The following is a 23,714-nucleotide window of genomic DNA, read 5'->3' as shown; positions in this document are numbered from 1 at the left end:
TTGGATGAATCAGGCCGAGTAACGGTCGGCCCTGTGGTTTTGCGCAATGATGAAGTTCAGCAATACCGCACCCAGCACCGAGAACGCCAGCACCGGCGCGCTGATAAAGCTCAGCGAGGCGACCAGCACGCACAGGTCGACCACCATCTGCGACCAGCCGGCCTTGAAGCCGTACCGGTCCTGGATATACAAGGCCAGGATGTTAACACCACCCAGACTGGCCTTGTGGCGGAACAGCATCAGGAATCCGACGCCCAGCAGCGCGTTGCCCACCAGGGCGGCGTACAGCGGCTGCAACTGGTCGATATGGATGAAACGGGGATGGAAATCGGAGAAGAACGCCACCAGCCCCACCGCGCAAAAGGTCTTGAGCGTGAAGGCCGCGCCCATGCGCCGCAGCGCCAGGTAATAGAACGGCAGGTTGAGCGCAAAGAATGCCGCACCAAACGGCACGGCGTAGCTGTAATGCAGAAACAGCGCGATGCCGGCGGTGCCGCCGGTCATGACGCCGGCCTGGCGCAGCAGCAGGACAGCAAAGGAAATCATCGCCGTGGCAATGACCACTGCAAAGATGTCTTCCTGGGTCGAGTGCCGGGTGGCCAGGCGTTTATCGCAGGTAACGGTCGAAGTCATGGTGCTGCTCGGAGGGGATCGAAAACCGTGGGCGTTTGCGTCTTCGATCCCTGAGTCGCACGACACTCACACAATGAGCGTAGATATTACTCAATAAGGTCATTGCTCGCGAATAGATGTTTATACATGCGCGAAATAAACGACAAGATGAATATAGATGCATTATTTACGCACACAAATCCGCCTTATGCCTCAAGACAGTGCAGCAGGTGCCTCTTCAGCGACGATCACAACGCTGTTTTCTTTCAAGCGCTCCAGCACCACCGCCGTCTTGATATGCGCCACGCTGTCGCTGGCAGTGATCAGCTCCATCAAGCGGTTCAGGCTGTCCAGGTTGGCCACTGCCACCTTGAGCGTGTAGTCGGCATCACCGGTGGTCTTGTAGGCGTCGATGATCGAATGCAGGGTCGCCACCAGCGACTGGAAGCGCTCGCGGTGCTCGGTGCGATGGCTGATCAGGCGCACCTCGATCATCGCCAGCACCTCGCGGCCCATGGCCTGGGGCGCGATACGGGCGTGGTAGCCGAGAATCAGGTGATTGTGCTCAAGGCCAATGCGCCGCCGTGAACATTGCGAGGCTGACAGCCCGACCAGGTCACTGAGTTCCTGGTTGGTCAGCCGGCCATTGGCTTGCAACAGCGTCAGGATTTTCAGATCGAAGTCGTCGATTTCATTCATTTTCATTGAGACGTTCGCCCACGCTTGATAGGGATCCAGGCCGCGAAGCCTATCAGCTTAATTGATCTATCCGTGAGCCGGCGCAACGTGCAGAATCACGCCCCTGAAAACGGGCACCTGCCTTGCTATATCCACTTCATCAAAGAGCCCGGACCTTGATTACCGGGCCGATCCGTCTTTTACCTACGGGGACTCCAATGACCCAACTTGCAAAGCCTGAACCGCTCAAGCGCGGCTTGAAGAACAGGCACATCCAGTTGATCGCCCTGGGCGGCGCCATCGGCACCGGTCTGTTTCTGGGCGTCGCGCACACCGTCATGATGGCCGGTCCTTCGGTGATCCTGGGCTATGCGGTGGCCGGCCTGATCGCCTTTTTCATCATGCGCCAACTGGGCGAAATGGCGGTCGAGGAGCCGGTGGCCGGCACCTTCAGCCACTTCGCCAACCGCTACTGGGGCCCACAGGCCGGCTTCATGTCCGGCTGGAACTACTGGGTGCTGTACGTGCTGGTGGGCATGGCCGAACTGACCGCCGTGGGCCTGTACGTGCAGTACTGGTGGCCGGACGTACCGACCTGGGTGTCGGCGGCGGTGTTCTTCGTGATCATCAACCTGATCAACCTGACCAGCGTGAAGATCTTCGGCGAGATGGAGTTCTGGTTCTCGATCATCAAGGTGCTGGCGATCATCAGCATGATCGCCTTCGGTAGCTGGTTGCTGGCCAGCGGCACCGGCGGCCCGCAAGCCTCGGTGGCCAACCTCTGGCAGCATGGCGGCTTCTTCCCGAACGGCATCAAGGGCCTGCTGATGGCCATGGCCTTCATCATGTTCTCGTTCGGCGGCCTGGAGCTGATCGGCATCACCGCCGCCGAGGCCCAGGACCCCGAGCGCAGCATCCCCAAGGCCACCAACCAGGTGATCTACCGCATCCTGATCTTCTACGTGGGCGCCCTGGCCGTGCTGCTGAGCCTGTACCCGTGGCAGAACGTGGTCAGCGGCGGCAGCCCGTTCGTGCTGATCTTCCATGACCTGGACAGCAACATCGTCGCCACCCTGCTCAACGTCGTGGTGCTGACTGCCGCGCTGTCGGTCTACAACAGCTGCGTGTACAGCAACAGCCGCATGATGTTCGGCCTGGCCGCCCAGGGCAACGCGCCCAGGGCCATGCTCAAGGTCAACGCCCGCGGCGTGCCGATCAACGCCCTGCTGGTCTCGGCCACGGCCACCGGCCTGTGCGTGCTGGTCAACTACCTGATGCCAGGTGAAGCCTTCAAGCTGCTGATGGCGCTGGTGGTGGCCTCGCTGGTGATCAACTGGGTGCTGATCACCCTCACCCACCTGAAATTCCGCGCCATCAAGCGCCGGGACGGCCAGGTAACGCGTTTTCCGAGCTGGGGCTACCCGCTGACCAACTACCTCTGCCTGGCCTTTCTGCTGGGGATCCTGGTGATCATGTACCTGACGCCGGGCATCAGCAGCTCGGTGATCGCCATGCCGATCTGGCTGGTGGCACTGACCGTGGCTTACCGGATCAAGATCAATATCGACAGGATTCTCTGATTTTCTCCGCCCATGAAAAAAGCGCCTGCGAGGGCGCTTTTTTCATTGGGCTGTACCGCGATCCCATAGGGACCGCCATACGAACGTAGGGGCGACCAGCGGTCGCGAAGACTGTCGACAGGCCGGCATCAACGCTTCGTTCATGCCGGCCCTTTCGCGACCGATGGTCGCTCCTACGGTGATGCAGGGGCTGGCTCAGTTGAACAACACCGCCGTCTTCTGCAAGGTCACCCACACACCCCACGCCAGCGGGATACCCACTGCCAGCCAGGCGGCAATCACCAGCGGCGCGCTGCCCGGTGCGGCTTTCCACTCCAGCACGGCAGTGGTACCAGTGCTCTTGTCGTGGCTGATGGCGCGCTCGGCGGCCAGCTCCGCGTCGGTCATGAAGTACTTGTCGGCCACCGGGCGGATCAGCAGGTTGCAGATAAAGCCCAGCACCAGCAGGCCCGCCAGGATGTACAGGGTGATGTCATAGGCATCGGCCCGCGCCACGCCGTGGCTGAGCTGGTATTCGCGCAAATAGTTGACCAGCACCGGGCCCAGCACGCCAGCGGCAGCCCAGGCAGTCAGCAGGCGACCATGGATCGCACCGACCATCTGGGTGCCGAACAGGTCGGCCAGGTAGGCTGGCACGGTGGCAAAACCGCCGCCGTACATCGACAGCACCACGCAGAACGCCGCCACGAACAGGGCAATGCTGCCGATGTGGCTCAGGGTCGGCACCGAAGCGTAGAGCACAAAGCCCAGGGCAAAGAACACAAAGTACGTGGCCTTGCGCCCGATGTAGTCCGAGCACGACGCCCAGAAGAACCGCCCGCCGATGTTGAACAGGCTCAACAGGCCGGTAAAGCCGGCGGCAATGGCCGCGATGGCCTTGAGCTGGTCGGCGTTCAGCTCGCTGAACGTCAGGCCGTTGCCCAGCAGCTTGCCGGCGAACACTTCCTGCAGCAGTGGCGAGGCCATGCCGAGGATGCCGATACCGGCCGACACGTTCAGGCACAGCACCAGCCACACCAGGCGGAACTGCGGGGTTTTCCAGGCCACGCTGACGTGCACATGGCGGTCAGTGATCATCTGGTTGCCGGCTTTCTTGGCCGGCGCGGTCCAGCCTTCCGGCTTCCAGCCGGTCGGCGGCACGCGGTAGCCCAGGGCGCCGCCCATCATGAACACGAAGTAGATCGCCGCCATCACCGCGAAGCTCTGCCATACGCCGACGCTTTCGGCCGTGGCGAAGTGGTTCATCAGTGCCGTGGCCAGTGGCGCACCGACCATCGCACCGCCGCCAAAGCCCATGATCGCCATGCCGGTGGCCATGCCGCGCTTGTCCGGAAACCACTTGATCAGGGTCGACACCGGCGAGATATAACCCAGGCCCAGGCCGATACCGCCAATTACGCCGGAGCCCAGCCACATCAGCCAGATCTGGTGGGTATGGATGCCCAGCGCGGAGATCAGCAGGCCACCGCACCAGCACAGCGCCGAGACAACACCGGCCTTGCGCGGGCCGGCATGCTCCAGCCAGCCACCCCAGATGGCCGCCGAGCAGCCCAGGAAGATGAAGAACAGGGTGTAGATCCAGCCCAGCATCGAAATCTGCCAGTCGCAGGTCGAGGCAAACATCTGGGCGAAAAAGCCCATGTCGGGCGAACAGGCAACCGGTGAGGAGATGCCGATGGCCTTGGACAGCGGCAGCCAGAACACCGAAAAGCCATAGGCCATGCCGATGCACAGGTGAATGGCCAGGGCGGCCGGTGGAACCAGCCAGCGATTGAAGCCAGGCTTGGCAATGATGCGCTCTTTGGACAAGAACGCAGGTGGAGCGCTGTTGGCGCCCGACGCTGTGGGTGTACTCATTGTAATGACCCCAATGTAAGGAATGCTCGCAGGAGATAACGCCGAAAAACCCTTAGTTCTTCCCTGTGATGAAAACTTTTCTTGATATTCAGCGGGTTACAGCGATGTGGCAAAAAGCCGCACCTGATCGACGGGGCGCAAGATTAACACTTGCGAGCGCCATTAAATTGCCTTGTTACATATTTTTCAGACGCCAATCAATACAGATCATCTATCGCTTAATAGACAAGACCAATAACCATTAGTTGGCGAATGGCCATGCCGCTATTCAACTAACGGGCAACTAGCCAGCCGACCGTTATCGCGGCGCTCGTCGGCCTGGTTGCGCGCAGTGAGCCACCACGCCCGCCAGCACGGTGAGATCGGTATACTCACCCGTTACTTTCAACTGATCGACCACAAGGACCCCGCCCATGAAAGCGTTCGGCAAAATTCTGGGGCTGTTCGTCCTCGGGTTGTTGCTGATCATCGTGGCTCTCGGCTTTGCCTTGACCCATCTGTTTGATCCCAACGACTACAAAGACGAAATCCGCCAGTTGGCCCGCGACAAGGCCAATATCGAACTGACCCTCAACGGCGATATCGGCTGGAGTCTGTTTCCCTGGCTGGGCCTGGAACTGCATGACGCCCAGGTCGCGACCCTGGCCGCGCCGGACCAGCCATTCGCCGACCTGACCATGCTCGGCCTGTCGGTGCGCGTCTTGCCGCTGTTGCGCCGTGAAGTGCAGATGAGCGATGTCCGCGTCGAAGGCCTGAACCTGATCCTGCTGCGCGACAAGAGCGGCCACGGCAACTGGGAAGACATCGGCAAGCCGGCCAACGGCACCGCACAAGCCCCCGCCCGGCCCGCTGACGGCACGGCACCTGCGCCGACCGAGCCGGAAAAACCCTCGCGCCCGCTCAAGCTGGACATTGACAGCCTGACGGTGAACAACGCCCGGGTGCAGTACAGCGACGAAACCACCGGCAAGACCTACACCGCCGAGAGCATCCAGCTGAGCACCGGCCCGGTGCGCGAAGGCGCCGACATCGCCCTCAAGCTCACCGCCTTTCTCAACACCAACCAGCCTGTGGTGCGCGCCCGCACCGAACTGGTCGGCAACCTGCGCCTGGACCGGGTACTCAAGCGCTACCAGTTCGAAGACATGCGCCTGTCCGGCGAGCTGGCCGGCGAACCGCTGCAAGGCAAGAGCGTCACCTTCGTGGCCCAGGGCCAACTGCTGGCCGACCTGACCGCCAACATCGCCGAATGGAACAGCCTGAAGGTGTCGGTCAACCAGCTGCGTGCCCTGGGTGAACTGCGCGCCCGTGACCTGGACAAGACCGCGCAGATCAGCGGCGGCCTGTCGATCGCCCAGTTCGACCTGCGCACCTTCCTCGACGGTATCGGCCAGCCGCTGCCGGCCATGAGCGAAGGCGCCCTGAGCAAGATCGAGATGGCCACCCGCCTGAGCGGCACGCCCACCAGCCTGGTGCTCGATGAGCTCAACCTCAAGCTCGACGACAGCACCTTCACCGGGCGCATTGCCGTCGACGACTTCGCCCGCCAGGCCCTGCGCCTGCAACTGAAGGCCGACACCTTCAACGCCGATCGTTATCGCCCGGCCGAAAGCGAAACCACCAAGGGCACCAAGGCCGCGCGCCAGGCCGAAGTGCAAGGCAGCGAAGCCGCCGCCGTGGCCGGGGCCGGCACCACGCCACTGCCCGAGCAGCCGAGCAAAGCCGCCTGGAGCAGCGACAAACTGCTGCCGCTGGAGCGCCTGCGCAAGCTGGACGTGCAGGCCGACCTGAGCTTCGGCAAGCTGACCATCAACCAGTTGCCGATCAACAACGCCCTGCTCAAGACCCAGGCCGCCAATGGCGTGATCCGCCTCGACAGCCTGAGCGGCGACCTCTACAACGGCCACTTCGAAACCCAGGGCAACCTCGACGCCCGCCAGGACACCCCGGCACTGAGCGTGCAGACCCGCGTGATCAAGGTGCCGGTCGAGCGCGTGCTGGAAAGCCAGGGCCAGACCCCGCCGGTGCGTGGCCAATTGACCCTGACCGCCGACCTGGCCGGCCAGGGCAACAGCCAGAAAGCCCTGATCGACAGCCTCGACGGTACGGCCAGCTTCTCTCTGGCCAACGGCGTGCTGGTCAACGCCAACCTGGAACAGCAACTGTGCCAGGGCATCGCCTTTCTCAACCGCAAACCCCTGACCGGCGAGCCGCGCGGCAAGGACACCCCCTTCCAGCAACTGACCGGCAGCCTGGCGATCCGCAACGGCGTGGCCAGCAACCCGGACCTCAAGGCGCGCATTCCCGGCCTGACGGTCAACGGTCGCGGCGATGTCGACCTGCGCGTGCTGGGCATGGACTACCGCGTGGGCATCGTCATCGAAGGCGACAAGGGCGAGATGCCGGACCCGGCCTGCCAGGTCAACGAACGCTACGTGGGCCTGGAGTGGCCGATGCGCTGCCGTGGCCCGCTGGAACTGGGCGCCAAGGCCTGCCGCGTCGAAAAAGAAGGCCTGACGCAGATCGCCGCCAAGCTGCTGGGCGACGAAGCCCGCGACAAGATCGGTGAAAAGATCGACGAAAAACTGGGCGACAAGGTCAGCCCGGAACTCAAAGACGCACTCAAAGGGCTGTTCAATCGATGAATGCCGTACACGCACTGCCGCCTGAGCAGTTTTCCCAGGCGGTGCTGGACTGGTTCGACGTGCATGGCCGTCACGACCTGCCCTGGCAGCAAGGCATCAACCCGTACCGGGTCTGGGTCTCGGAAATCATGCTGCAGCAGACCCAGGTCAGCACAGTGCTCAACTATTTCGACCGCTTCATGGCCGCCCTGCCCGACGTGCAGGCGCTGGCCGAAGCCCCCGAAGATGAAGTGCTGCACCTGTGGACGGGCCTGGGCTACTACACCCGCGCCCGCAACCTGCAAAAGACCGCGAAGATCGTCATGGCCGAGCACGGCGGGGAATTTCCGCGCAGTGTCGAGCAACTGATCGAACTGCCCGGCATCGGCCTGTCCACCGCCGGCGCCATCGCCAGCATTAGCATGGGCATCCGGGCGCCGATCCTGGACGGCAACGTCAAGCGCGTGCTGGCCCGCTACGTGGCCCAGGAAGGCTACCCCGGCGAGCCGGCCGTGGCGCGCCAGCTGTGGGCTGTGGCCGAGCACTTCACCCCCCATGCACGGGCCAACCACTACACTCAGGCGATGATGGACCTGGGCGCCACCCTGTGCACCCGCAGCAAGCCCAGCTGCCTGCTGTGCCCGCTGGAGCGCAGCTGTGAAGCGCACCTGCTGGGCCTGGAGACGCGCTACCCGATCCCCAAGCCGCGCAAGACCATTCCGCAGAAACGCACGCTGATGCCACTGCTGGCCAACGCCCAGGGCGAAATTCTGCTGTACCGCCGCCCGTCCACCGGATTGTGGGGCGGCCTGTGGAGCCTGCCGGAGCTGGACGCCTTCGACGACCTGCAACACCTGGCCGACCAGCACGCGCTGGCGCTGGGCAGCCACCAGGCGCTGCCGGGCGTGCTGCACACCTTCAGCCACTTCCAGCTCAGCATCGAGCCCTGGCTGGTCCGGGTGCAGCCCCAGGCCGCCTGCGTGGCCGAGGCCGACTGGCTTTGGTATAACCTCGCCACCCCACCGCGCCTGGGCCTTGCCGCCCCGGTGAAGAAGCTGCTCAAACACGCAGCCGACGTATTGAACGCAGGAGAGTTGTCATGACCCGTACCGTTATGTGCCGCAAGTACAAAGAAGAACTCCCCGCCCTGGAGCGCCCGCCCTACCCCGGCGCCAAGGGCGAAGACATCTACCACCACGTTTCGCAGAAAGCCTGGGCCGACTGGCAGAAGCACCAGACCCTGCTGATCAACGAACGTCGCCTGAACATGATGAACGCCGAGGACCGCAAATTCCTCCAGGCCGAGATGGACAAGTACTTCTCCGGCGAGGAATACGCCCAAGCCGAAGGCTACGTCGCCCCCGAGAAATAAAGGGTTTTCGGGGTGCCGGACGTAAGCTGCGGTAAAGATTCAGATTTTTTTCAAAAAAAAGTTTGACGACCTGCCGAAAAAGACGTTTAATGCGCCCCGTTGCCCAGATAGCTCAGTCGGTAGAGCAGGGGATTGAAAATCCCCGTGTCGGCGGTTCGATTCCGTCTCTGGGCACCATCATTAAGATTCAGATGGTGCATGCAGCATCTGAACAAACAGAAAACCCGCCCAGTGCGGGTTTTTTGTTGCCTGGAATTTTTATCCAGCCGCTCCGGACCGCTGGAGCGCGCTTGCCGGGATGCCGGACCACCGCGACCGGCTGCGTTAGCAGTCGTAAATTTTCAGCGGCCACACAAATTTTGCGAGCGCTGCGCACTCGGTCGCGGGCAGAGCGCGCTCCTACCTGATATGCCCGCGCGTTTGCGGCTGCACACACCCGCTCGCCGCTATGGCTTGCCTGTCACTGCACATTCAGTGACCGGGCGGCGCGACCCGACCACTCCCCAGGCACACGTGTCCGCCTATGGTTATGCCTTATGGATCTTATGCAGACTTCAGGCGCTTCCTCTAAGCTGCCTGTTCTGGCCGTATAGACTCAGGCCGAACTTATAAGCCACCTCATAAACAATAAGCAGGAAATATGGCAAGGAATCTGGTCGAGGAAGCGGCTTTGCTGCCAGACGCATGGCGATCGCGCATTCTTGGCACGACCGGAGGCGCCAATCTTAAAGTTATCCGAATGGATGCGAATGGCATTCCCTATGAAACCCACAATGAATTTGATGAGGCGCTTCTACTCATCGACGGGCAAATGAGCCTTGAAGTCGAAGGAGAAGTGATAGTCATGCGCGCAGGGGATTTTCATGTCGTCCCCGCCGGAAAACAGCACAGAGTGCTCAAGGGAAGCTACGGGACGCTGTTTCTGGTCGACGCACAATGACAGCGTCATCCAGCCGCTCCGGACCGCTGCCGTAGGAGCGCGCTTGCCCGCGACCGGCTGCGTTAGCAGTCGTAAATTTTCAGCGGCCACACAAATTTTGCGAGCGCTACGCACTCGGTCGCGGGCAAGCGCGCTCCTACGGCGGTCCGATGCGTGCTGTACGAAAGCGCTGTATCAGCGCGCTTCCGGTTGCACACACGTCCTCTCGCAGCTATCGTTCGACTGTCGCTGTAAATCCAGTGACCGGGTTTGACGGCCCGACCAACGATAGGCGCACAGGCGCCCCCCATCACGATTGCAGGCGCTTTTTTTGTGCCCGCATATTCTGTTATGGCGGTTGTGCGCGGGAGACCTCACGGTCTGCCGGGTCCTATCGTCCTGGTCCGTCAACCCGCGCACAACTGCCACCCTTATTCGTTTGACGGCGAACCGTGGCAGTTCCTCAACGATAGGAGCCTTCCAATGACGTTCTTGCCTGCATCCAGACAAAGCCCCCTGAACCCACGCCTGGCCCATACCGCCCCGGCGTAGCCAGATCACCCCCTGACACAACGGGATCGCCTCACCCTCCTGGTGACCGCGATGATGTGCTGCATTCCAGGCCGCAGGGCCAGCGGAAAACCTCATGAACAATAAAAACGGCGCTTCAGCGCCAACGGGATCGGCTTGCCCGAAAAAAGCCACCGAGCTGTTCTTTGTCCATCATCCCAAGGTAACCGGGCCATTGCTCGGCCCCTTCCTGACGGCCGCCGAGGCCGAGCTTGCAAGCGCCTTGATCGCCAGCGCCGACGCCACGGTGCAGGCCCGCCCACTCGCCTCGGCCGACGACTTCGTGCATGGCCATACGATCAACAACGGCCAGATCGGTCGAGCGCTGATCGGCATTGCGCGCCAATGGAGGCGCGTATGAACCCTTCCAACGCGCACCCGGGTTTCGACACGCTGCCCAGCCTCTCACCGCGCCCGGCGCAGGCCACGGACTACACCGGCAGGCAACGCGGCAAGATGACGGCCATTGCCTGGTATCGCGCCAGCCGCTCGGGCAAAGGCACGCTGTGGCTGTGCCGCTGCGAGTGTGGCCGCTATGAATACCGGCGACCGGGCACTTGGGCCGCCAGGCCGCACCCGGGGGACAGGTGTGAGGCGTGTTTGCGGGCCAAGGGGCCCAACGCCCGGCAGACCGCGCCCAAGCGCTTTCAGCAATGGCTGGAGGGCTTGCGTGAGCTGGGGCTGACCGAGGAGGAAATTACCCGGTTGCAGGCACAAGGCTCGAAGGTAGAGACCCGAGGGCGGACGGCACAGGAGATACGTGAACAGATGCAGTGCTCTGCTGGCGAGGGCTGACTGACACGGCATAGGCGTCGCCCCTACCGGCCTCACCGTCGGATCGCCGCCCGCAGCCGAGCAGCCTCCCACAGGTGTGATGTCGCCCTGGATTTCGGGCCTGGCACGATACTGTGGGAGGCGGCTTGCCGGCGATCGAGTGCGAAGCGCTCGCAGAGATCTGCAATACGCCACACATTTACGACGGCCAACGCAGCCGGTCGCCGTGGTCCGGCATACCGGCAAGCGCGCTACCGGACCCATGTTTTGCTGCGCGACAGCGTGCCGCCTTGGCGTTTTGTCAGTGACACCGGGTGGGCGCGTCCGGCCATCTTCAGACTGCATTAAGAATTCCCTCGAATACTCCTCCCCACTTAACGCCCGGGAGGCGATGCCCCATGCCCGATTTCGACTGGAATATCCCGCTGCCCCTGCACTTCGGTGCGCTATCCGATACGCCTCTGACCCTGAGCCGTGTCCTGCCCGACGACATGCAGCGCAGTCTGTACGAAAGGTTTATCCAGACGCGCTTTGAAAAGGCCCATGGCGCCCGCATCCAGCACTTCATGCCCGAGCTGTTCGGCATAAGCGATACCGATGGCGCCCTCTGCGCAGTGGCCGGCGTGCGACTGGCCAGCCGCGGGCCGCTGTTTCTGGAGCACTACGTGGATGCGGCCCTGCAAACGCTGATCAGCCGTCCCGACCAGCAACCCGTCGAACGCCACACCCTGGTCGAGGTGGGCAACCTGGCTGCCGCCGACACCGGCAGCGCCCGGCTGAGCATCATTGCCATCACTTACCTGCTCGCCATGGGCGGCCTGGAGTGGGTCGCGTTCACGGGCAGCAGGGGACTGGTGAACAGCTTTCACCGCCTGGGGCTCAAGCCACAGAGTCTGGGCCCTGCCGACCCGCTTCGCCTCGGCGAGGAGCGACACGCCTGGGGCAGTTACTACCAGAGCCAGCCACAGGTGCATGTGGGCAATATTCGCGCAGGCTTCGATCATCTGCGCAACATCGGGCTGTTCAATCGCCTGGGCCTGCCGACCTGCAGGACGGAGTGCAGCCATGTCGCCTGAACTGGAACAGTTCCACCTGGCACTGCAAGCGCACGCTGAATGCACGCCCCATGCCCTCGCCCTCTGGGGCGATGACCTGAAACTGGACTATGCCGCCCTGTATGCCGAGGTGACGCACCGGCAGCAACGGCTGCGCGCCGAAGACGCCAGGGTGGTCGCCCTGGCGCTGGACAACGGCGTGGAGGCCATGCTGTGGGACCTGGCCCTGTTGCTGGAAGGCCTCACGTGTGTGCCATTGCCGGGCTTCTTCACCCCGGCCCAGCGCCAGCATTGCCTGGTCCGAAGCGCGGCCAGCCTGGTAATTGCCGAACCGGCCCTCGCCACCGAGCTGCAGGCGGCCGGCTACACACGGCGCGGCGACTTCTGGCACCGATCCTGTGCCACCGACAGCCTGATGCCCGCAGGCACCGCCAAACTGACTTTCACCTCGGGGACCACGGGCACGCCCAAAGGGGTGTGCCTGAGCGCCGCCAGTCTGCTGAGGGTGGCCAGCGCCCTGCACGAGGCCTGCGCCCTCACTGAGCCGCGCCATCACCTGGCGCTGTTGCCGCTGGCTGTGCTGCTGGAGAACCTGGGGTGCTACGCCGCCTTGCTGGCCGGGGCGACACTGAGCGTGCCCGGCCTGCAGACCCTCGGCATCCAGGGCGCCTCAAGCGTCGATGCGCCGCGCTTGTTGAAGGTGCTGGTCGAGCGCGCGCCAGAAAGTGTGATCCTGGTGCCGCAACTGCTGTTGCTGTTGGTCAGTGCCGCCGAACAACGGGCCTTCAACCCCACCACCTTGCGCTTTGCGGCGGTGGGCGGTGCACGGGTGTCCACGGCGTTGCTGATGCGCGCGCAGCGGCTCGGCATGCCGCTGTACGAAGGCTACGGGCTATCGGAATGCGCTTCGGTGGTGTGCCTGAACCAGCCGCAGGCCTGCCGCCCCGGCAGCGCAGGACGACCACTGCCGCACCTGCAGGTGCGCCTGGCCGACGATGGTGAAGTGCTGATCAAGGGTGCGCTCATGCTTGGCTACCTTGGCGAGCCGCCTCGCACGGACGAATGGTGGCCCAGCGGGGATCTGGGTGAGCTGGACAGCGACGGCTTCCTGTACCTGAAGGGGCGCAAGAAGTACCAGTTCATCACCAGTTTCGGTCGCAACGTGAACCCGGAATGGGTCGAGGCCGAATTGACCCAGCGCGGTGTAATCGCCCAGGCCTTTGTCCATGGTGAAGCCATGCCGCGCAACCATGCGCTGCTCTGGCCCTGCCTGCCGGACTGTTCGGACGAACAACTGGCTACCGCCGTGGCACACGCCAACCATGCACTGCCCGACTATGCCCGGATTCACCGCTGGAGCCGCCTGGACCAGCCCTTTACGCCCGGTAACGGCCTGCTGACCGCCAACGGTCGCCCACGCCGCGACGCCATCATCGAACGCTATCACCCGTTACTGACCGCTGAAGATCTGCCCGAGGAAATCGCACCATGAGCTTTTTCGATACGCTGCAACAAGCGACCCGGCATGAACGCCAGGCCCTGTTCGACCTGCCGGTCATCCGCGATGCCCTCGCGGGCAAGGTGAGCCTGATCAGTTACCGGGCCTTTCTGGTACAGGCCTATCACCATGTACGCCATACCGTGCCGCTGATGATGGCTTGCGGTGCACGCCTGCCGTCGCGCCTGGAATGGCTGCGCAAGGCGGTCTGCGACTATATCGAGGACGAGTACGGCCACGAGGCCTGGGTGCTCAACGATATCGCAGCCTGCGGGGGCGACAAGGTGGCCGTGCGCGAAGGCCAGCCAGACCTGCCTGTCGAGTTGATGGTCAGCTACCTCTACGACCTGATCGCCCGTGGCAATCCGGTGGGCCTGTTCGGCATGGTCAACGTGCTCGAAGGCACCAGCATTGCGCTGGCCACCCACGCCGCTGGCAGCATCCAGGCTCACCTTGACCTGCCGGACACGGCGTTCAGCTACCTCAACTCCCATGGCTCGCTGGATATCGAACACATGCAGACCTATCGCCAGTTGATGGACCGCCTGGAAGATCCACACGACCAGGCCGCCGTGATCCATGCCTCCAGAGTGGTCTATCGGTTGTATGCCGACATGTTCCGCAGTCTTCCACAGGATGGAGGGCCAACCCATGCGCCTGAGTGATACCCGCGTGGTACTGACCGGTGCCAGTGGCGGCATCGGCCTGGCCATTGCGACCGCCCTGTGCGCCAAGGGCGCCAGGGTGATGGCCGTGTCGCGCCGGCGCGAAAGCCTGGAGCCGCTGTTGCAGTGTTACCCACAGCACCTGGCCTGGATCGAAGCGGACCTGACCCAGGCAGCCGACCGGCAGCGGATCCTGCTGGCAGCGCAGGCCAGCGGTGGCATCAACCTGCTGATCAACGCAGCCGGGGTCAATCGCTTTGCGATGCTCGAACACCTGGACGACGACGAGATCCACGCCATGCTGGCGCTCAATATCAGCGCGCCCATCTGCCTGACGCGCACCTTGTTGCCGCTGCTACGCCAGGCCGAGCACGCCCGGGTGGTGAACGTTGGGTCGACCTACGGCTCCATCGCCTACCCCGGCTATGCCACCTACAGCGCCAGTAAATTCGCCCTGCGCGGCTTCTCCGAAGCCTTGCGCCGAGAGCTGGCCGACACCCACGTCAAGGTGCTGTACGTCGCCCCGCGCGCAACCCGCACCAGCATGAACAGTCCGGCCGCCGAGGCACTCAATGACGCCCTCAAGTCGGGTGTCGATGAGCCGCAGCATGTGGCCTCGGCCGTGCTCCACGCCATTGACAGCGACTACCGCGACCTTTACCTGGGCTGGCCCGAGCGGTTCTTCGTGCGCCTGAACGCCTTGCTTCCACACCTGGTGGATCGTGGTCTGCGCAAGCACTTGCCGCTGATTCGTCACCTGAGCCAGAAACCTGCCAAGGAGCGCCTTGAATCATGAAAAGACTCGCCATCTGCACCCTGATCGGCCTGCTGAGCCAGAGCGCCTGGGCCGCGCTGGACACCGGTGACCAGCAACGCCTGGCCGATATCCAGCAACGCTGGGCGGTCATCCAGTACAGCACTGGCGCCGGGCAGAAAGCCGACGCGTTCGAACAACTCGCCAGCCAGACCGCCGCCTTTACCCATGACCGTCCCACTGCAGCAGAAGCCTGGATCTGGTCCGGTATCGTCACCAGCAGCTGGGCAGGCGCACAGGGCGGCTTGGGTGCCTTGAGCAAGGTCAAGACCGCCAAGGCCGACCTGGAAAAAGCCCTGAGCCTGGACCCGACAGCCCTGCAAGGCTCGGCCTACACCAGCCTGGCGGCCCTTTATGACCGCGTGCCTGGCTGGCCGGTCGGCTTCGGCGATGCCGACAAGGCCGGGCAACTGCTGCAGCAAGCCCTGAAACTCAACCCCAATGGCATCGACAGCCTGTACTTCTGGGGTGATCACCTCTACCGTCAGAAACACTACGATCAGGCCCGTGCCGCCTTGCAGAAAGCTTTGCAGGCGCCGCCACGACCAGGGCGTGAAAATGCCGATGCCGGCCGGCGCCAGGACATCGAGGCGTTGCTGGCAGAGCTGAACAAGAACACATGACAGGAGCTGCAGTGCGGCTATTACTGATCGAAGACGACGTGGCACTGGGGCAAGGCATTCATCAGGCGCTGGGCCGTGAAGGCTATACGGTGGACTGGATTGAGGACGGCAGCCTGGCCCTGCATGCCCTGCTCAGCGAGACGTTCGACCTTGCCGTGCTGGACCTGGGCCTGCCACGCCTGGATGGCCTGGAAGTGCTACGCCGGCTGCGCCACAGCGGCTCGGCGTTGCCGGTGCTGATTCTGACCGCCCGGGACGCCACCGAAGACCGGATCGCAGGGCTGGATGCCGGCGCCGACGACTACCTGATCAAACCCTTCGACCTGGCCGAACTCAAGGCCAGGCTGCGCGCCTTGTTGCGCCGCAGTGCCGGGCGGGCCAGCGCGCTGATCCAGCACGCGGGCATCAGCCTGGACCCCGGCACCCAGCAGGTCACCTACCAGGGCAGCGCGGTGGCACTGACGCCCAAGGAATACCAACTGCTGCACGAACTGCTTTCACCGCCCGGCCGGGTCATGACCCGTGAACGCCTGACCCAGTTGCTGTATGGCTGGAACGATGAAGCCGAGAGCAACACCCTGGAAGTGCATATTCATCATCTGCGCAAGAAGTTCTCCAGCGGGCTGATCCGCACGATTCGCGGTGTCGGCTACCGCGTGGAACAGCATCCATGACCTCGATCCGGCGGCGCACCCTTACCTTGATCATCGGCCTGCTGCTCAGCGGCCTGCTGGTGATCAGCCTGCTCAACGTGCACGACAGCAACCATGAAATCGCCGAGGTGTACGACGCCCAGCTGGCGCAAAGTGCACGGCTGCTGCAGGGCATCATGCGCATGCCGCTGGCGGCGCAGGAACATGCCGACCTGTATCAGGCCTTCAACAAGGCCCTGGGTGAAGCCATGCCACGGGTCGATGGGCATCCCTATGAAGCCAAGATCGCGTTTCAGGTGTGGAGCCCCCAGGGCGAAGTGCTGGTGAGGACCGCCAGCGCCCCGGCCTTCGAGCCGGCACCGACCACGCCCGGCTTCAGCGACGTGGTCGACCTCAACCATCGCACCTGGCGGGCCTTTCTGTTGCAAGACAAGGAAAACCAGCTGCGCATCTGGGTGGGTGAGCGTGATGATGTGCGCTCGGACCTGGTGTCGCGCATCCTGCGCCATACGTTGTGGCCCAATGTCCTGGGCAGCCTGATCCTCGCCATGCTGGTCTGGCTGGCGATCGGCTGGGGACTCAAGCCTCTGGCAGACATGGCCGCTACCCTGCGGGCCCGTCACGCCGGCGCCCTGGAGCCGTTGCAACTGATGCCGCTGCCCACAGAGCTGGAACCGATGCAGTCGGCCCTGAACCGCATGCTGGCCCAGATCCAGGCCGCCCTGGGTCGCGAGCGGCGCTTCATCGCCGATGCCGCGCATGAAATGCGCACGCCGCTGGCGGTGCTGCGCGTGCATGCGCAGAACCTGCTGGAAGCAGGCACCGAGGAACAACGCCGCGAGTCGCTCTATCACCTGATCAGCGGCGTGGACCGCACCGACCGGCTGGTCAACCAGTTGCTGACCATGGCCCGTCTCGAACCACAGGCCGGGGGGCCCACAGGCCCGAAGGTCGACCTGGAAGACACGGTGCGCGACAGCCTGGTGCAATTGAGCGCCTGGCTGCTCGACAAGGGCCTGGAGCTTGAATTACATGTCGAGCCAGGCAACTATCAGGTGCGCCTCGACACATCGGCCATCACCATCGCCTTGCACAACCTGCTCACCAACGCCGCGAACTTTTCCCCGCCGCAAGGCTTGATCGCCGTACGGCTGGCAAGCCTGGACACCCATCTGGTTCTGAGCGTCGAAGACGAAGGCCCCGGCATCGACGAAGCAGAGCGGGACAGGCTGTTCGAACGCTTCTACAGCCGTGGCAACGCGCAGGGCGCAGGGCTGGGCCTGACCATCGTGCAGACCATCGCCAAACGCCTGGGCGGCCAGGTCAGGCTTGAAAACCGCCCCGGCGGCGGCCTGAAGGCAACCCTGGAGCTGCTCAGGCGCTAGCGCTGTCATGCAGCAAACCTGTAACCCGGTAAGCCCGCTTGCCGGTGACCGGCTGCGCAGCAGTCGTAGATTTGCAGCGTTTCGCAGATGTCTGTGAGCGCTTCGCGCTCAATCGCCGGCAAGCCGCCTCCCACAGGTGTTTTTTAAACTCAATAAAATCAGCAACTTAATCTTTGCCTGAGAGAGGCAGCCTTGCGGCAGCAGCGGACTTACAGACGCTGCGTGCCGGCCTGGCCTTTTTAAAACAAGGCAAAGGTAAAAGCCGCATTGAATATCAGTGCCGCCGCAAACCCCAGCGGTGCGGCGCGCAAGAGCAACTGCGGGAACAACGAGGCACGGCTCTGATCGGTCGGGCAGCAGCCCAGTATCAGGCTGCCACCCGATGAGAATGGCGAGATGGACGTCGCCTGCGCGCCGACCACGATGGCCACGAACAGCACCATGGGGTCCAGCCCGATGGCGGCGGCAATCGGCGGCACCATCGGGAACAGTGCCGGCGTGACCACGCCCAGAGTGCTGGAGAACAGCGACATGCACGCCGCCACGATGCCAAAGACAATCGGCACCATGACCGGCGAGATGCTGCTGCCCATCCACGAGGCCAGCAGAGTGATGGTCCCGGCCTTGATGGCCACCGAGATGAGCATGCCGACACCACAGATCATGATCAACGTCGCCCAGGGCACCGAGGCCATGACCTTGCGTTCGTCACCCAGCTTGAGCAGCAGCGCAATGACGGAAAACACGCTGGCGATCAGGCCGATGTCCATTTTGGAATTGAGAAAGCGCACCGTCGTGTTATCCGGGAAAGCGATCTGGGCGATAGGTGCCGCCAGGACAATGACCATCATCGTCAGCGTCAGCCACAGCGTGATTTTCTGTTCGCGGTTCAGCGGTGTCGCCTCGGTGGCTACGTAGGCAGACGCCTTCAGCGCCTTGCCCTGCCCGGTCAGAAACACCAGCACGGAAATCACCAGCAGTGGAATCACCAGGGTACTGAGGAAGATGGCGGTCGCATTGATGAAGGCGTCGTTCTCGGGGATGCCGGCGTTGACCATCAGGCCTCGAAAGATAATGCCGCTCTGGCTGGAGACGAAGTTGGCGCCGCTCAAGGCGCCATAGTTCACCGCCATGCTGCCGGTGATCAGGCTCATGCCCGTGCGCTGGCACAGCAACAGGGTGATCGGCGCCATGAAGGCCAGCACTGTGTAGTAGCCAGCGCCCATTGCCGCAATCAGCGTGGCGGTAAAGAACACCGCGAAGGGAAGCAACTGGGGCATGCTTCGGCAGCGGTAGATCAAATGCTCGGCCAGCTTTTCCAGGGTGCCATTGACCGTGGCGAAGCTATAGAAAAGGCACACCGCAAAGATGATGAAAAAGATCTTCAGCGGCCACATGCCGATGATTTCGGAAGGGCTCAGCCCCATTCCGAAACAGCCGATCAGGTAAGCGAAGGCGATGGCGAAAAGACCGATGTTGATCCTGGTCTTGTAGCCAAGGGCGACGGCAACCACGATTGCCGCCACGACGAGCAGGCTCATCATAAGGAATGTCCTATTGTTGTTATGGGTCGTTTAGCGCGAAACGTCGAAGCCGAACAGCTTCGCCGGGTTAGTCAGCAGTATCCGGGTGCGTTCGTTCGGGTCCGGTAGCAGCGCTTCGATGAAAGCGACCTGACGCTCGTAGTCGGTCTGGTCTTCGAACTGGGTGTTGGGCCAGTCGCTGCCCCAGAGCAATCGCGCGATGCCGCCGCTCGACTCGCGCACCTGCGCCAGAACCTGCCGGGCCTGCTCAAGGTTCGACTGGCTGCGGTAAGGCGCCGAGAGCTTGAGCCAGACGCGCTCGTGGGCCAGTAACCCGAGAAAGGCCTTGTGGTTGGGCTTTTCAGGCTCGATGCCACCGGTGGGCAGGCCAAAATGATCGATCACCACATCGACACCGCACGCGAGGATGTCCGGCACGATCAGTGCCACGTCGTCGATGCCGCGCTGAATCTCGACCTGCCAGCCGCGCCGGGCCAGGCGCTCGAACAGGCCGGTCCAGGCAGGGCCCGTGTAGTCGGCCAGGGCCTTGCCGATCAGGTTGAGCCGAATGCCCACCACGCCGGCCTCGGCCAACTCGTCCAGTTGCGCCTCGCTGACGTCGGCCTCGACCACGGCCACGGCTCGCAGCCGCTGTGGATAACGCCTTAGCGCCGCAAGCAGGTAGTGGTTATCGGTGCCGAGGAAACTCGGCTGGATCAGCACGCCGTACGCCAGGCCATGGCGATCAAGGTGCTTGAGGTAGTCCTCGACCAACGCATCGTAGTGAGGGCTGTAGCGGCGGCCAGGCACCATCGGCAAATCCTGGCGGAAGATGTGCGCGTGCGTGTCCACGCCTTGCAGGCAGGGCGACAGGGAAAGCGTCATAAGCAGAAACCGTGATTTGTTGTGGTCGTGACGAGGCTTGCCAACAGCGAGCAGGCCGGGAAACGAACTAAATTATAGGGTTGCGCAGATTCATATAGATGAATGTATGACCATATCTTTAGTGCTCGATATCTGTCAATCAATGCCGCAGTGATAAAGTGCATCGGCATCGGATAAGGACTGATCAAGAAATGAACACATCAACCTTGGGATACGACGAGCGGCTGCCGCTGTATCAGCGCCTCAGAGAAGAAATGCTGGCCAAGATCGCGGCCCGCGAATGGACCCCTGACGCCCCTATTCCCACGGAGGCGGAGCTGACCCGGCATTACGGCGTGGCCATCGGCACGGTGCGCAAGGCCGTGGATACGCTGGTCAACGAAGGGCTGCTGTTGCGCAGCCAGGGCCGTGGCACCTTTGTGCGCCGTCCGAACTTCGAGACTTCGCTGGCGCGTTTCTTTCGCCAGGTGAATGCCGGCGGCGGGCGTGAAATCCCCACCAGCCGTATCCTCAGCAAAGCCTTGCAGGCCCCGTCGAAGGCGGTGGCCGATGCGTTGGCGCTGAGCGAGGGTGAGCAGGTCGTGTACATGGAACGCCTGCGCATGGTCGAAGGCCGCGTGTTGTTTCACGAGCAAATCTGGCTCTGCGCCAGCCGCTTCGGGGCCTTGATGGAAATCGACTCGGCGAGCTTCGGTGAATTGCTCTATCCGCTCTATGAAAAGCAGTGCGGGCAATGCATCGCCTCAGCCAAAGAAACCCTTACCGTCGGCGCGGCCGACAAGGCCATGGCCGAGACCCTGTCGATCGAGGTCGGTGCACCGGTGGTCACCATCGAGCGCACGGCGCTGGGCTATGACCGATCCCCCCTGGAATACCGCCTGTCCCGCGCCGCGGCCGGCGGGTTCCGTTACCAGATCGAGATTTCCTGAGGTTCAAAAAGAGTCATGCCAGGCTGCAACCAGACCTGTAGGAGCCCGCTTGCCGGCGACCGAGTGCGCTAGCGCTCGAAAAATTTCGGAAACGCTGAAAATTTACGACTGCTGACGCAGCCGGTCGCCGGCAAGACAGATGGCCGCCCCCGCGCGCCTACAGGCTTGATGCCGTACCGGGTTTCAATCGAACACAGGCCGCATGAAGCTGCGTTCGTAACTCACAATGAACTTCAGCTCGTTGGCCTCGTCCATCAGCCGCATGCATTCAGGGTCTTGCGCCGCGTCCTGCCGATAGCGTTCGTAATCGGCCAGGCTGGCAAAGCTGAACGAGCAATAGGAAATGTTGTTGGCGCCTTCCGAGGGCATGAGGTAGCCGTGGTGCTGGCCGCCAAAGCGCCTCACCAGGCCGATCCATTGACGCGCGTAGCGTTCGAAGGCCGGCAACTGGTAGGGGTCGATGACGTATTTGAGGTGGCAGGTAATCACGGGGTCCGTCCTTTGGGTTGGGGCACAGTAAAAATGTGCCGCCTTGTATACGCCAGCCGGCTGTTGCGAGACAAGGGCCGGCCTGAAGCGCTGCAAAGTCAGTGAACCCTGTGGCACGGTTCAGTAACATGCCCACCCTCTCCATCGTTCAAGGAAACAGGGCGTGAAGAACCAAGCACCTGGCGGGCAATCCGCCGCCTGCACAGACGCCTACTCCTGGCGGCGTCGTCTTGCGATGCTCTTGCTGGCAATCGCTTCAGGCCTGGCGACTCAAGCGGTGCTGATGACGATCGTGGGCGCCAGTGGCTGGACCGGGCTGCAGCTCTTGATGATCGGCAGTGTCCAGGCCACCGTGCTCTTGGCCGTGGCAGTGTTCGAGCGCAGGCACTCCGGTGGCATACGGGCTGTCATGGGCCATGACGTGGGCGCAACGTTCAAGCGGTGTTTTCCCTGGCTGGTGGTCAGTCTGTTGCTGTGCACGGGCCTGGACTTTGCGCTTGGGTATAAGTCTGAGCCCTTGGTGGCGACGCATGGATTGAAGGCTTCGATGGCGCAAAGGGTGCTGATCCTTACCCTGTTGCTCACCGTTCTCCCTCTGATCGAGGAGTTGCTGTACCGGCACTTTCTGATCCGCCTGTTCCCCGTTGAGCAACGCGTCTGGCGGTATGTGGCGATCCTGGCGACCAGCGCCCTTTACCTTTTCGCGTACCAGCATCAGCCGCATTGGACAGGCTTACTGCTGTTCAGCCTGATCGCGGTCATCCTGGCGCACGCCCGGATACGCAGCGCAGGCCTGCTGGCGCCCTTGCTGCTGCACAGTTCGGTGCTCGCCCTGGGCATGGTGCGGGGGCTGCTGTTGTATTAGGGTCTGTTGCCGTTTCAGCACGGCCGCGCCGGCGCCCGTTTTGCCGCGAGGCAAGGCAGGCGCCGCGAAGTCTGGTCATTCCAGATGAGTGGCGAGTAACGCAGTCTCGCGGCAAAACAGGCCCGGCCCTTCGGGTTGCGTGCCCAACACCGCCTGGCGAGATTGGGCCCGGCAACGCGGCTCGTGCTGAAACGGCAACAGACCCTAGGAACCTGAAAAGAGAGTGATCCTTTTCTACGTCTTGCGAAACATTGAATGCGCTGAACAAACCGGCGCGCGCACCCATCGGTTGCGCTGGGTTAAGCTGGTTTTTTCTCCATCCCTGGAAACGCCTCATGCTTCACAAACAGCTTATCCGGCGCCTGGATCTGGTCACTCTGCAGTTGTTCGTGGCGGTCCATGAAGAAGGCACATTGACGCGTGCGGCGTTAAGGGAGGCCATCGCGGTTTCAGCTGCCAGTAAGCGGTTAGTGGAGCTTGAGGCTGTTTTGGGCATTCCCTTGTTTTCGCGCACGGCGAAGGGAATGACGCTGACAGCCGCGGGCGAAACCCTCCTGCATCATGCCCGTCGCATGCTGACAGAGGTCGAAAAGGTGGGCATCGAGGTTGGCGAGCATTTGCAGGGCCTGCGCGGCTACGTTCGCATGCTTGCCAACCTCTCGGCGATCATCCAGTTTTTACCGGAAGACCTGCACGATTTCGTCTTGAATCATTCACACGTGAAGGTTGATCTGGAAGAGCGACCCAGTGACGGCGTGGTCCAGGGCATCATCGACGGTGTGGCCGACGTCGGTATCTGTTCGATGGATAGCGATGCGCATGGCCTCTTGTCTGTGCCCTATCGCTGCGACCGGCTGATCGTTGCCATGCGCAATGATCATCCGCTGGCACACTGCGGTGAAGTCGCTTTCCTCGAGACATTGCCATACGACCAGATAGGCCTGCACGCTGCCAGCTCCATCAATAACCGTATCCATACAGCGGCCAAGGCCTTGGGCGAACCCCTGCGGCTGCGTATTCATGTCCCGGGGTTCGATGCCGTGTGCCGTATGGTTCAAGCCAACATGGGCATCGGTATTCTGCCGCTCAAGGCATTCGAGTTGTTTGGGCGAGGTCTGGGGCTGACGGCCGTACACCTCAGCGATGAATGGTCTGAGCGGACCCTGATGTTATTGGTGCGCGAGCGCGAGTCCTTGTCGCCGGTGAGCCGGTTATTATTTGACCATCTGCAGCAACCCCGGCCTTGAATCACTCGTTCGCGAAACGCGAACGCCCCTTTCCAAATCACCGTTGGATTGCACAAGCATCCGTCCTCTAGTCTTGGCTCAAATTCCAAGAAACAAG

The 23,714-nt window shown here is 62.7% G+C and carries 23 protein-coding genes and 1 tRNA gene; 18 read left to right on the top strand and 6 right to left on the bottom strand.

The genetic code is table 11. The features are described 5' to 3' along the window. Positions 1-9: 9 nt before the first annotated feature. Both DGA31_RS21260 and DGA31_RS21255 read right to left on the bottom strand, forming a co-directional pair. The gene (locus DGA31_RS21260) at positions 10-633 is read right to left on the bottom strand and encodes a YitT family protein (protein ID WP_056842153.1); all 624 of its coding nucleotides are present in this window, start codon (positions 631-633) and stop codon (positions 10-12) included. A gap of 192 nt (positions 634-825) precedes the next feature. After that, entirely contained in the window at positions 826-1,317 is a 492-nt protein-coding gene (locus tag DGA31_RS21255; protein WP_236709490.1) for an Lrp/AsnC family transcriptional regulator, read from the bottom strand. A gap of 191 nt (positions 1,318-1,508) precedes the next feature. Here DGA31_RS21255 and DGA31_RS21250 point away from each other — a divergent pair, with 191 nt between their 5' ends. Beyond that, entirely contained in the window at positions 1,509-2,870 is a 1,362-nt protein-coding gene (locus tag DGA31_RS21250; protein WP_109513886.1) for an amino acid permease, read from the top strand. A gap of 195 nt (positions 2,871-3,065) precedes the next feature. Here the strand turns inward: DGA31_RS21250 and DGA31_RS21245 are convergent, their stop codons facing one another. Next, positions 3,066-4,727, bottom strand: a complete 1,662-nt coding sequence (locus DGA31_RS21245) for an OFA family MFS transporter (protein WP_109513885.1) — start codon at positions 4,725-4,727, stop codon at positions 3,066-3,068. Between the two features lie 413 nt (positions 4,728-5,140). Between DGA31_RS21245 and DGA31_RS21240 the strand changes: the two genes are divergently transcribed. The 14 genes from DGA31_RS21240 (at position 5,141) to DGA31_RS21175 (ending at position 17,679) form a co-directional block, all read left to right on the top strand. After that, positions 5,141-7,372, top strand: coding sequence for an AsmA family protein (locus tag DGA31_RS21240; protein ID WP_109513884.1), 2,232 nt, complete (start codon positions 5,141-5,143; stop codon positions 7,370-7,372). A gap of 14 nt (positions 7,373-7,386) precedes the next feature. Beyond that, the gene (gene mutY, locus DGA31_RS21235; protein WP_109513916.1) at positions 7,387-8,454 is read left to right on the top strand and encodes an A/G-specific adenine glycosylase; all 1,068 of its coding nucleotides are present in this window, start codon (positions 7,387-7,389) and stop codon (positions 8,452-8,454) included. Continuing rightward, positions 8,451-8,723: an oxidative damage protection protein gene (locus tag DGA31_RS21230; RefSeq protein ID WP_056842148.1), complete on the top strand. Its 273-nt coding sequence runs from the start codon at positions 8,451-8,453 to the stop codon at positions 8,721-8,723. The genes mutY and DGA31_RS21230 overlap by 4 nt, the downstream gene beginning before the upstream one ends. 101 nt (positions 8,724-8,824) lie before the next feature. Beyond that, positions 8,825-8,900 (top strand) — tRNA-Phe (locus tag DGA31_RS21225). A gap of 463 nt (positions 8,901-9,363) precedes the next feature. Continuing rightward, positions 9,364-9,663, top strand: a complete 300-nt coding sequence (locus DGA31_RS21220; RefSeq protein ID WP_056842147.1) for a cupin domain-containing protein — start codon at positions 9,364-9,366, stop codon at positions 9,661-9,663. 625 nt (positions 9,664-10,288) lie between these two features. After that, positions 10,289-10,573 (top strand): hypothetical protein, encoded by a 285-nt coding sequence (locus DGA31_RS21215; protein WP_109513883.1) that lies wholly within the window; start codon positions 10,289-10,291, stop codon positions 10,571-10,573. Next, complete coding sequence (locus DGA31_RS21210) at positions 10,570-11,007, top strand: hypothetical protein (protein WP_109513882.1); 438 nt, start codon at positions 10,570-10,572, stop codon at positions 11,005-11,007. Before DGA31_RS21215 ends, DGA31_RS21210 begins: the two co-directional genes overlap by 4 nt. A 377-nt stretch (positions 11,008-11,384) precedes the next feature. Then, positions 11,385-12,062 carry a thermostable hemolysin gene (locus DGA31_RS21205; protein WP_109513881.1) on the top strand — a complete coding sequence of 226 codons (678 nt, stop codon included), beginning with the start codon at positions 11,385-11,387 and terminating at the stop codon, positions 12,060-12,062. Further along, a complete protein-coding gene (locus DGA31_RS21200; RefSeq protein ID WP_109513880.1) occupies positions 12,052-13,533 on the top strand; it encodes an AMP-binding protein in 1,482 nt (493 codons plus the stop codon). Before DGA31_RS21205 ends, DGA31_RS21200 begins: the two co-directional genes overlap by 11 nt. Beyond that, a complete protein-coding gene (locus DGA31_RS21195) occupies positions 13,530-14,204 on the top strand; it encodes an iron-containing redox enzyme family protein (protein ID WP_109513879.1) in 675 nt (224 codons plus the stop codon). Before DGA31_RS21200 ends, DGA31_RS21195 begins: the two co-directional genes overlap by 4 nt. Further along, positions 14,191-15,000, top strand: a complete 810-nt coding sequence (locus tag DGA31_RS21190) for an SDR family oxidoreductase (protein WP_109513878.1) — start codon at positions 14,191-14,193, stop codon at positions 14,998-15,000. The genes DGA31_RS21195 and DGA31_RS21190 overlap by 14 nt, the downstream gene beginning before the upstream one ends. Next, positions 14,997-15,641, top strand: coding sequence for a tetratricopeptide repeat protein (locus tag DGA31_RS21185; RefSeq protein WP_109513877.1), 645 nt, complete (start codon positions 14,997-14,999; stop codon positions 15,639-15,641). Before DGA31_RS21190 ends, DGA31_RS21185 begins: the two co-directional genes overlap by 4 nt. 11 nt (positions 15,642-15,652) lie before the next feature. Continuing rightward, complete coding sequence (locus DGA31_RS21180; RefSeq protein ID WP_109513876.1) at positions 15,653-16,315, top strand: response regulator; 663 nt, start codon at positions 15,653-15,655, stop codon at positions 16,313-16,315. Then, positions 16,312-17,679: a sensor histidine kinase gene (locus tag DGA31_RS21175; protein WP_109513875.1), complete on the top strand. Its 1,368-nt coding sequence runs from the start codon at positions 16,312-16,314 to the stop codon at positions 17,677-17,679. Before DGA31_RS21180 ends, DGA31_RS21175 begins: the two co-directional genes overlap by 4 nt. A 239-nt stretch (positions 17,680-17,918) precedes the next feature. Here DGA31_RS21175 and DGA31_RS21170 read toward each other — a convergent pair whose 3' ends face one another. Beyond that, the gene (locus tag DGA31_RS21170) at positions 17,919-19,223 is read right to left on the bottom strand and encodes an SLC13 family permease (RefSeq protein ID WP_109513874.1); all 1,305 of its coding nucleotides are present in this window, start codon (positions 19,221-19,223) and stop codon (positions 17,919-17,921) included. A 30-nt stretch (positions 19,224-19,253) separates the two neighbouring features. Next, the gene (locus tag DGA31_RS21165; protein ID WP_109513873.1) at positions 19,254-20,087 is read right to left on the bottom strand and encodes an amidohydrolase family protein; all 834 of its coding nucleotides are present in this window, start codon (positions 20,085-20,087) and stop codon (positions 19,254-19,256) included. Positions 20,088-20,278: 191 nt separating this feature from the next. On the opposite strand from DGA31_RS21165, the gene DGA31_RS21160 reads away from it, so the two are divergent. Beyond that, positions 20,279-21,016: a GntR family transcriptional regulator gene (locus DGA31_RS21160; RefSeq protein WP_056842142.1), complete on the top strand. Its 738-nt coding sequence runs from the start codon at positions 20,279-20,281 to the stop codon at positions 21,014-21,016. 183 nt (positions 21,017-21,199) lie between these two features. On the opposite strand, the gene DGA31_RS21155 is transcribed toward DGA31_RS21160, so the two are convergent. Beyond that, the gene (locus tag DGA31_RS21155) at positions 21,200-21,505 is read right to left on the bottom strand and encodes an NIPSNAP family protein (protein ID WP_109513872.1); all 306 of its coding nucleotides are present in this window, start codon (positions 21,503-21,505) and stop codon (positions 21,200-21,202) included. A gap of 163 nt (positions 21,506-21,668) precedes the next feature. On the opposite strand from DGA31_RS21155, the gene DGA31_RS21150 reads away from it, so the two are divergent. Both DGA31_RS21150 and DGA31_RS21145 read left to right on the top strand, forming a co-directional pair. Further along, positions 21,669-22,370, top strand: coding sequence for a CPBP family intramembrane glutamic endopeptidase (locus DGA31_RS21150; protein WP_109513871.1), 702 nt, complete (start codon positions 21,669-21,671; stop codon positions 22,368-22,370). Between the two features lie 335 nt (positions 22,371-22,705). Further along, positions 22,706-23,617 (top strand): LysR family transcriptional regulator, encoded by a 912-nt coding sequence (locus tag DGA31_RS21145; RefSeq protein WP_056842139.1) that lies wholly within the window; start codon positions 22,706-22,708, stop codon positions 23,615-23,617. Positions 23,618-23,714 lie beyond the last annotated feature (97 nt).

Origin of the sequence: Pseudomonas ovata, from assembly GCF_003131185.1 — a bacterium.
GTDB lineage: Bacteria > Pseudomonadota > Gammaproteobacteria > Pseudomonadales > Pseudomonadaceae > Aquipseudomonas > Aquipseudomonas ovata.
This window is presented reverse-complemented; position numbering and strand designations above follow the sequence as displayed.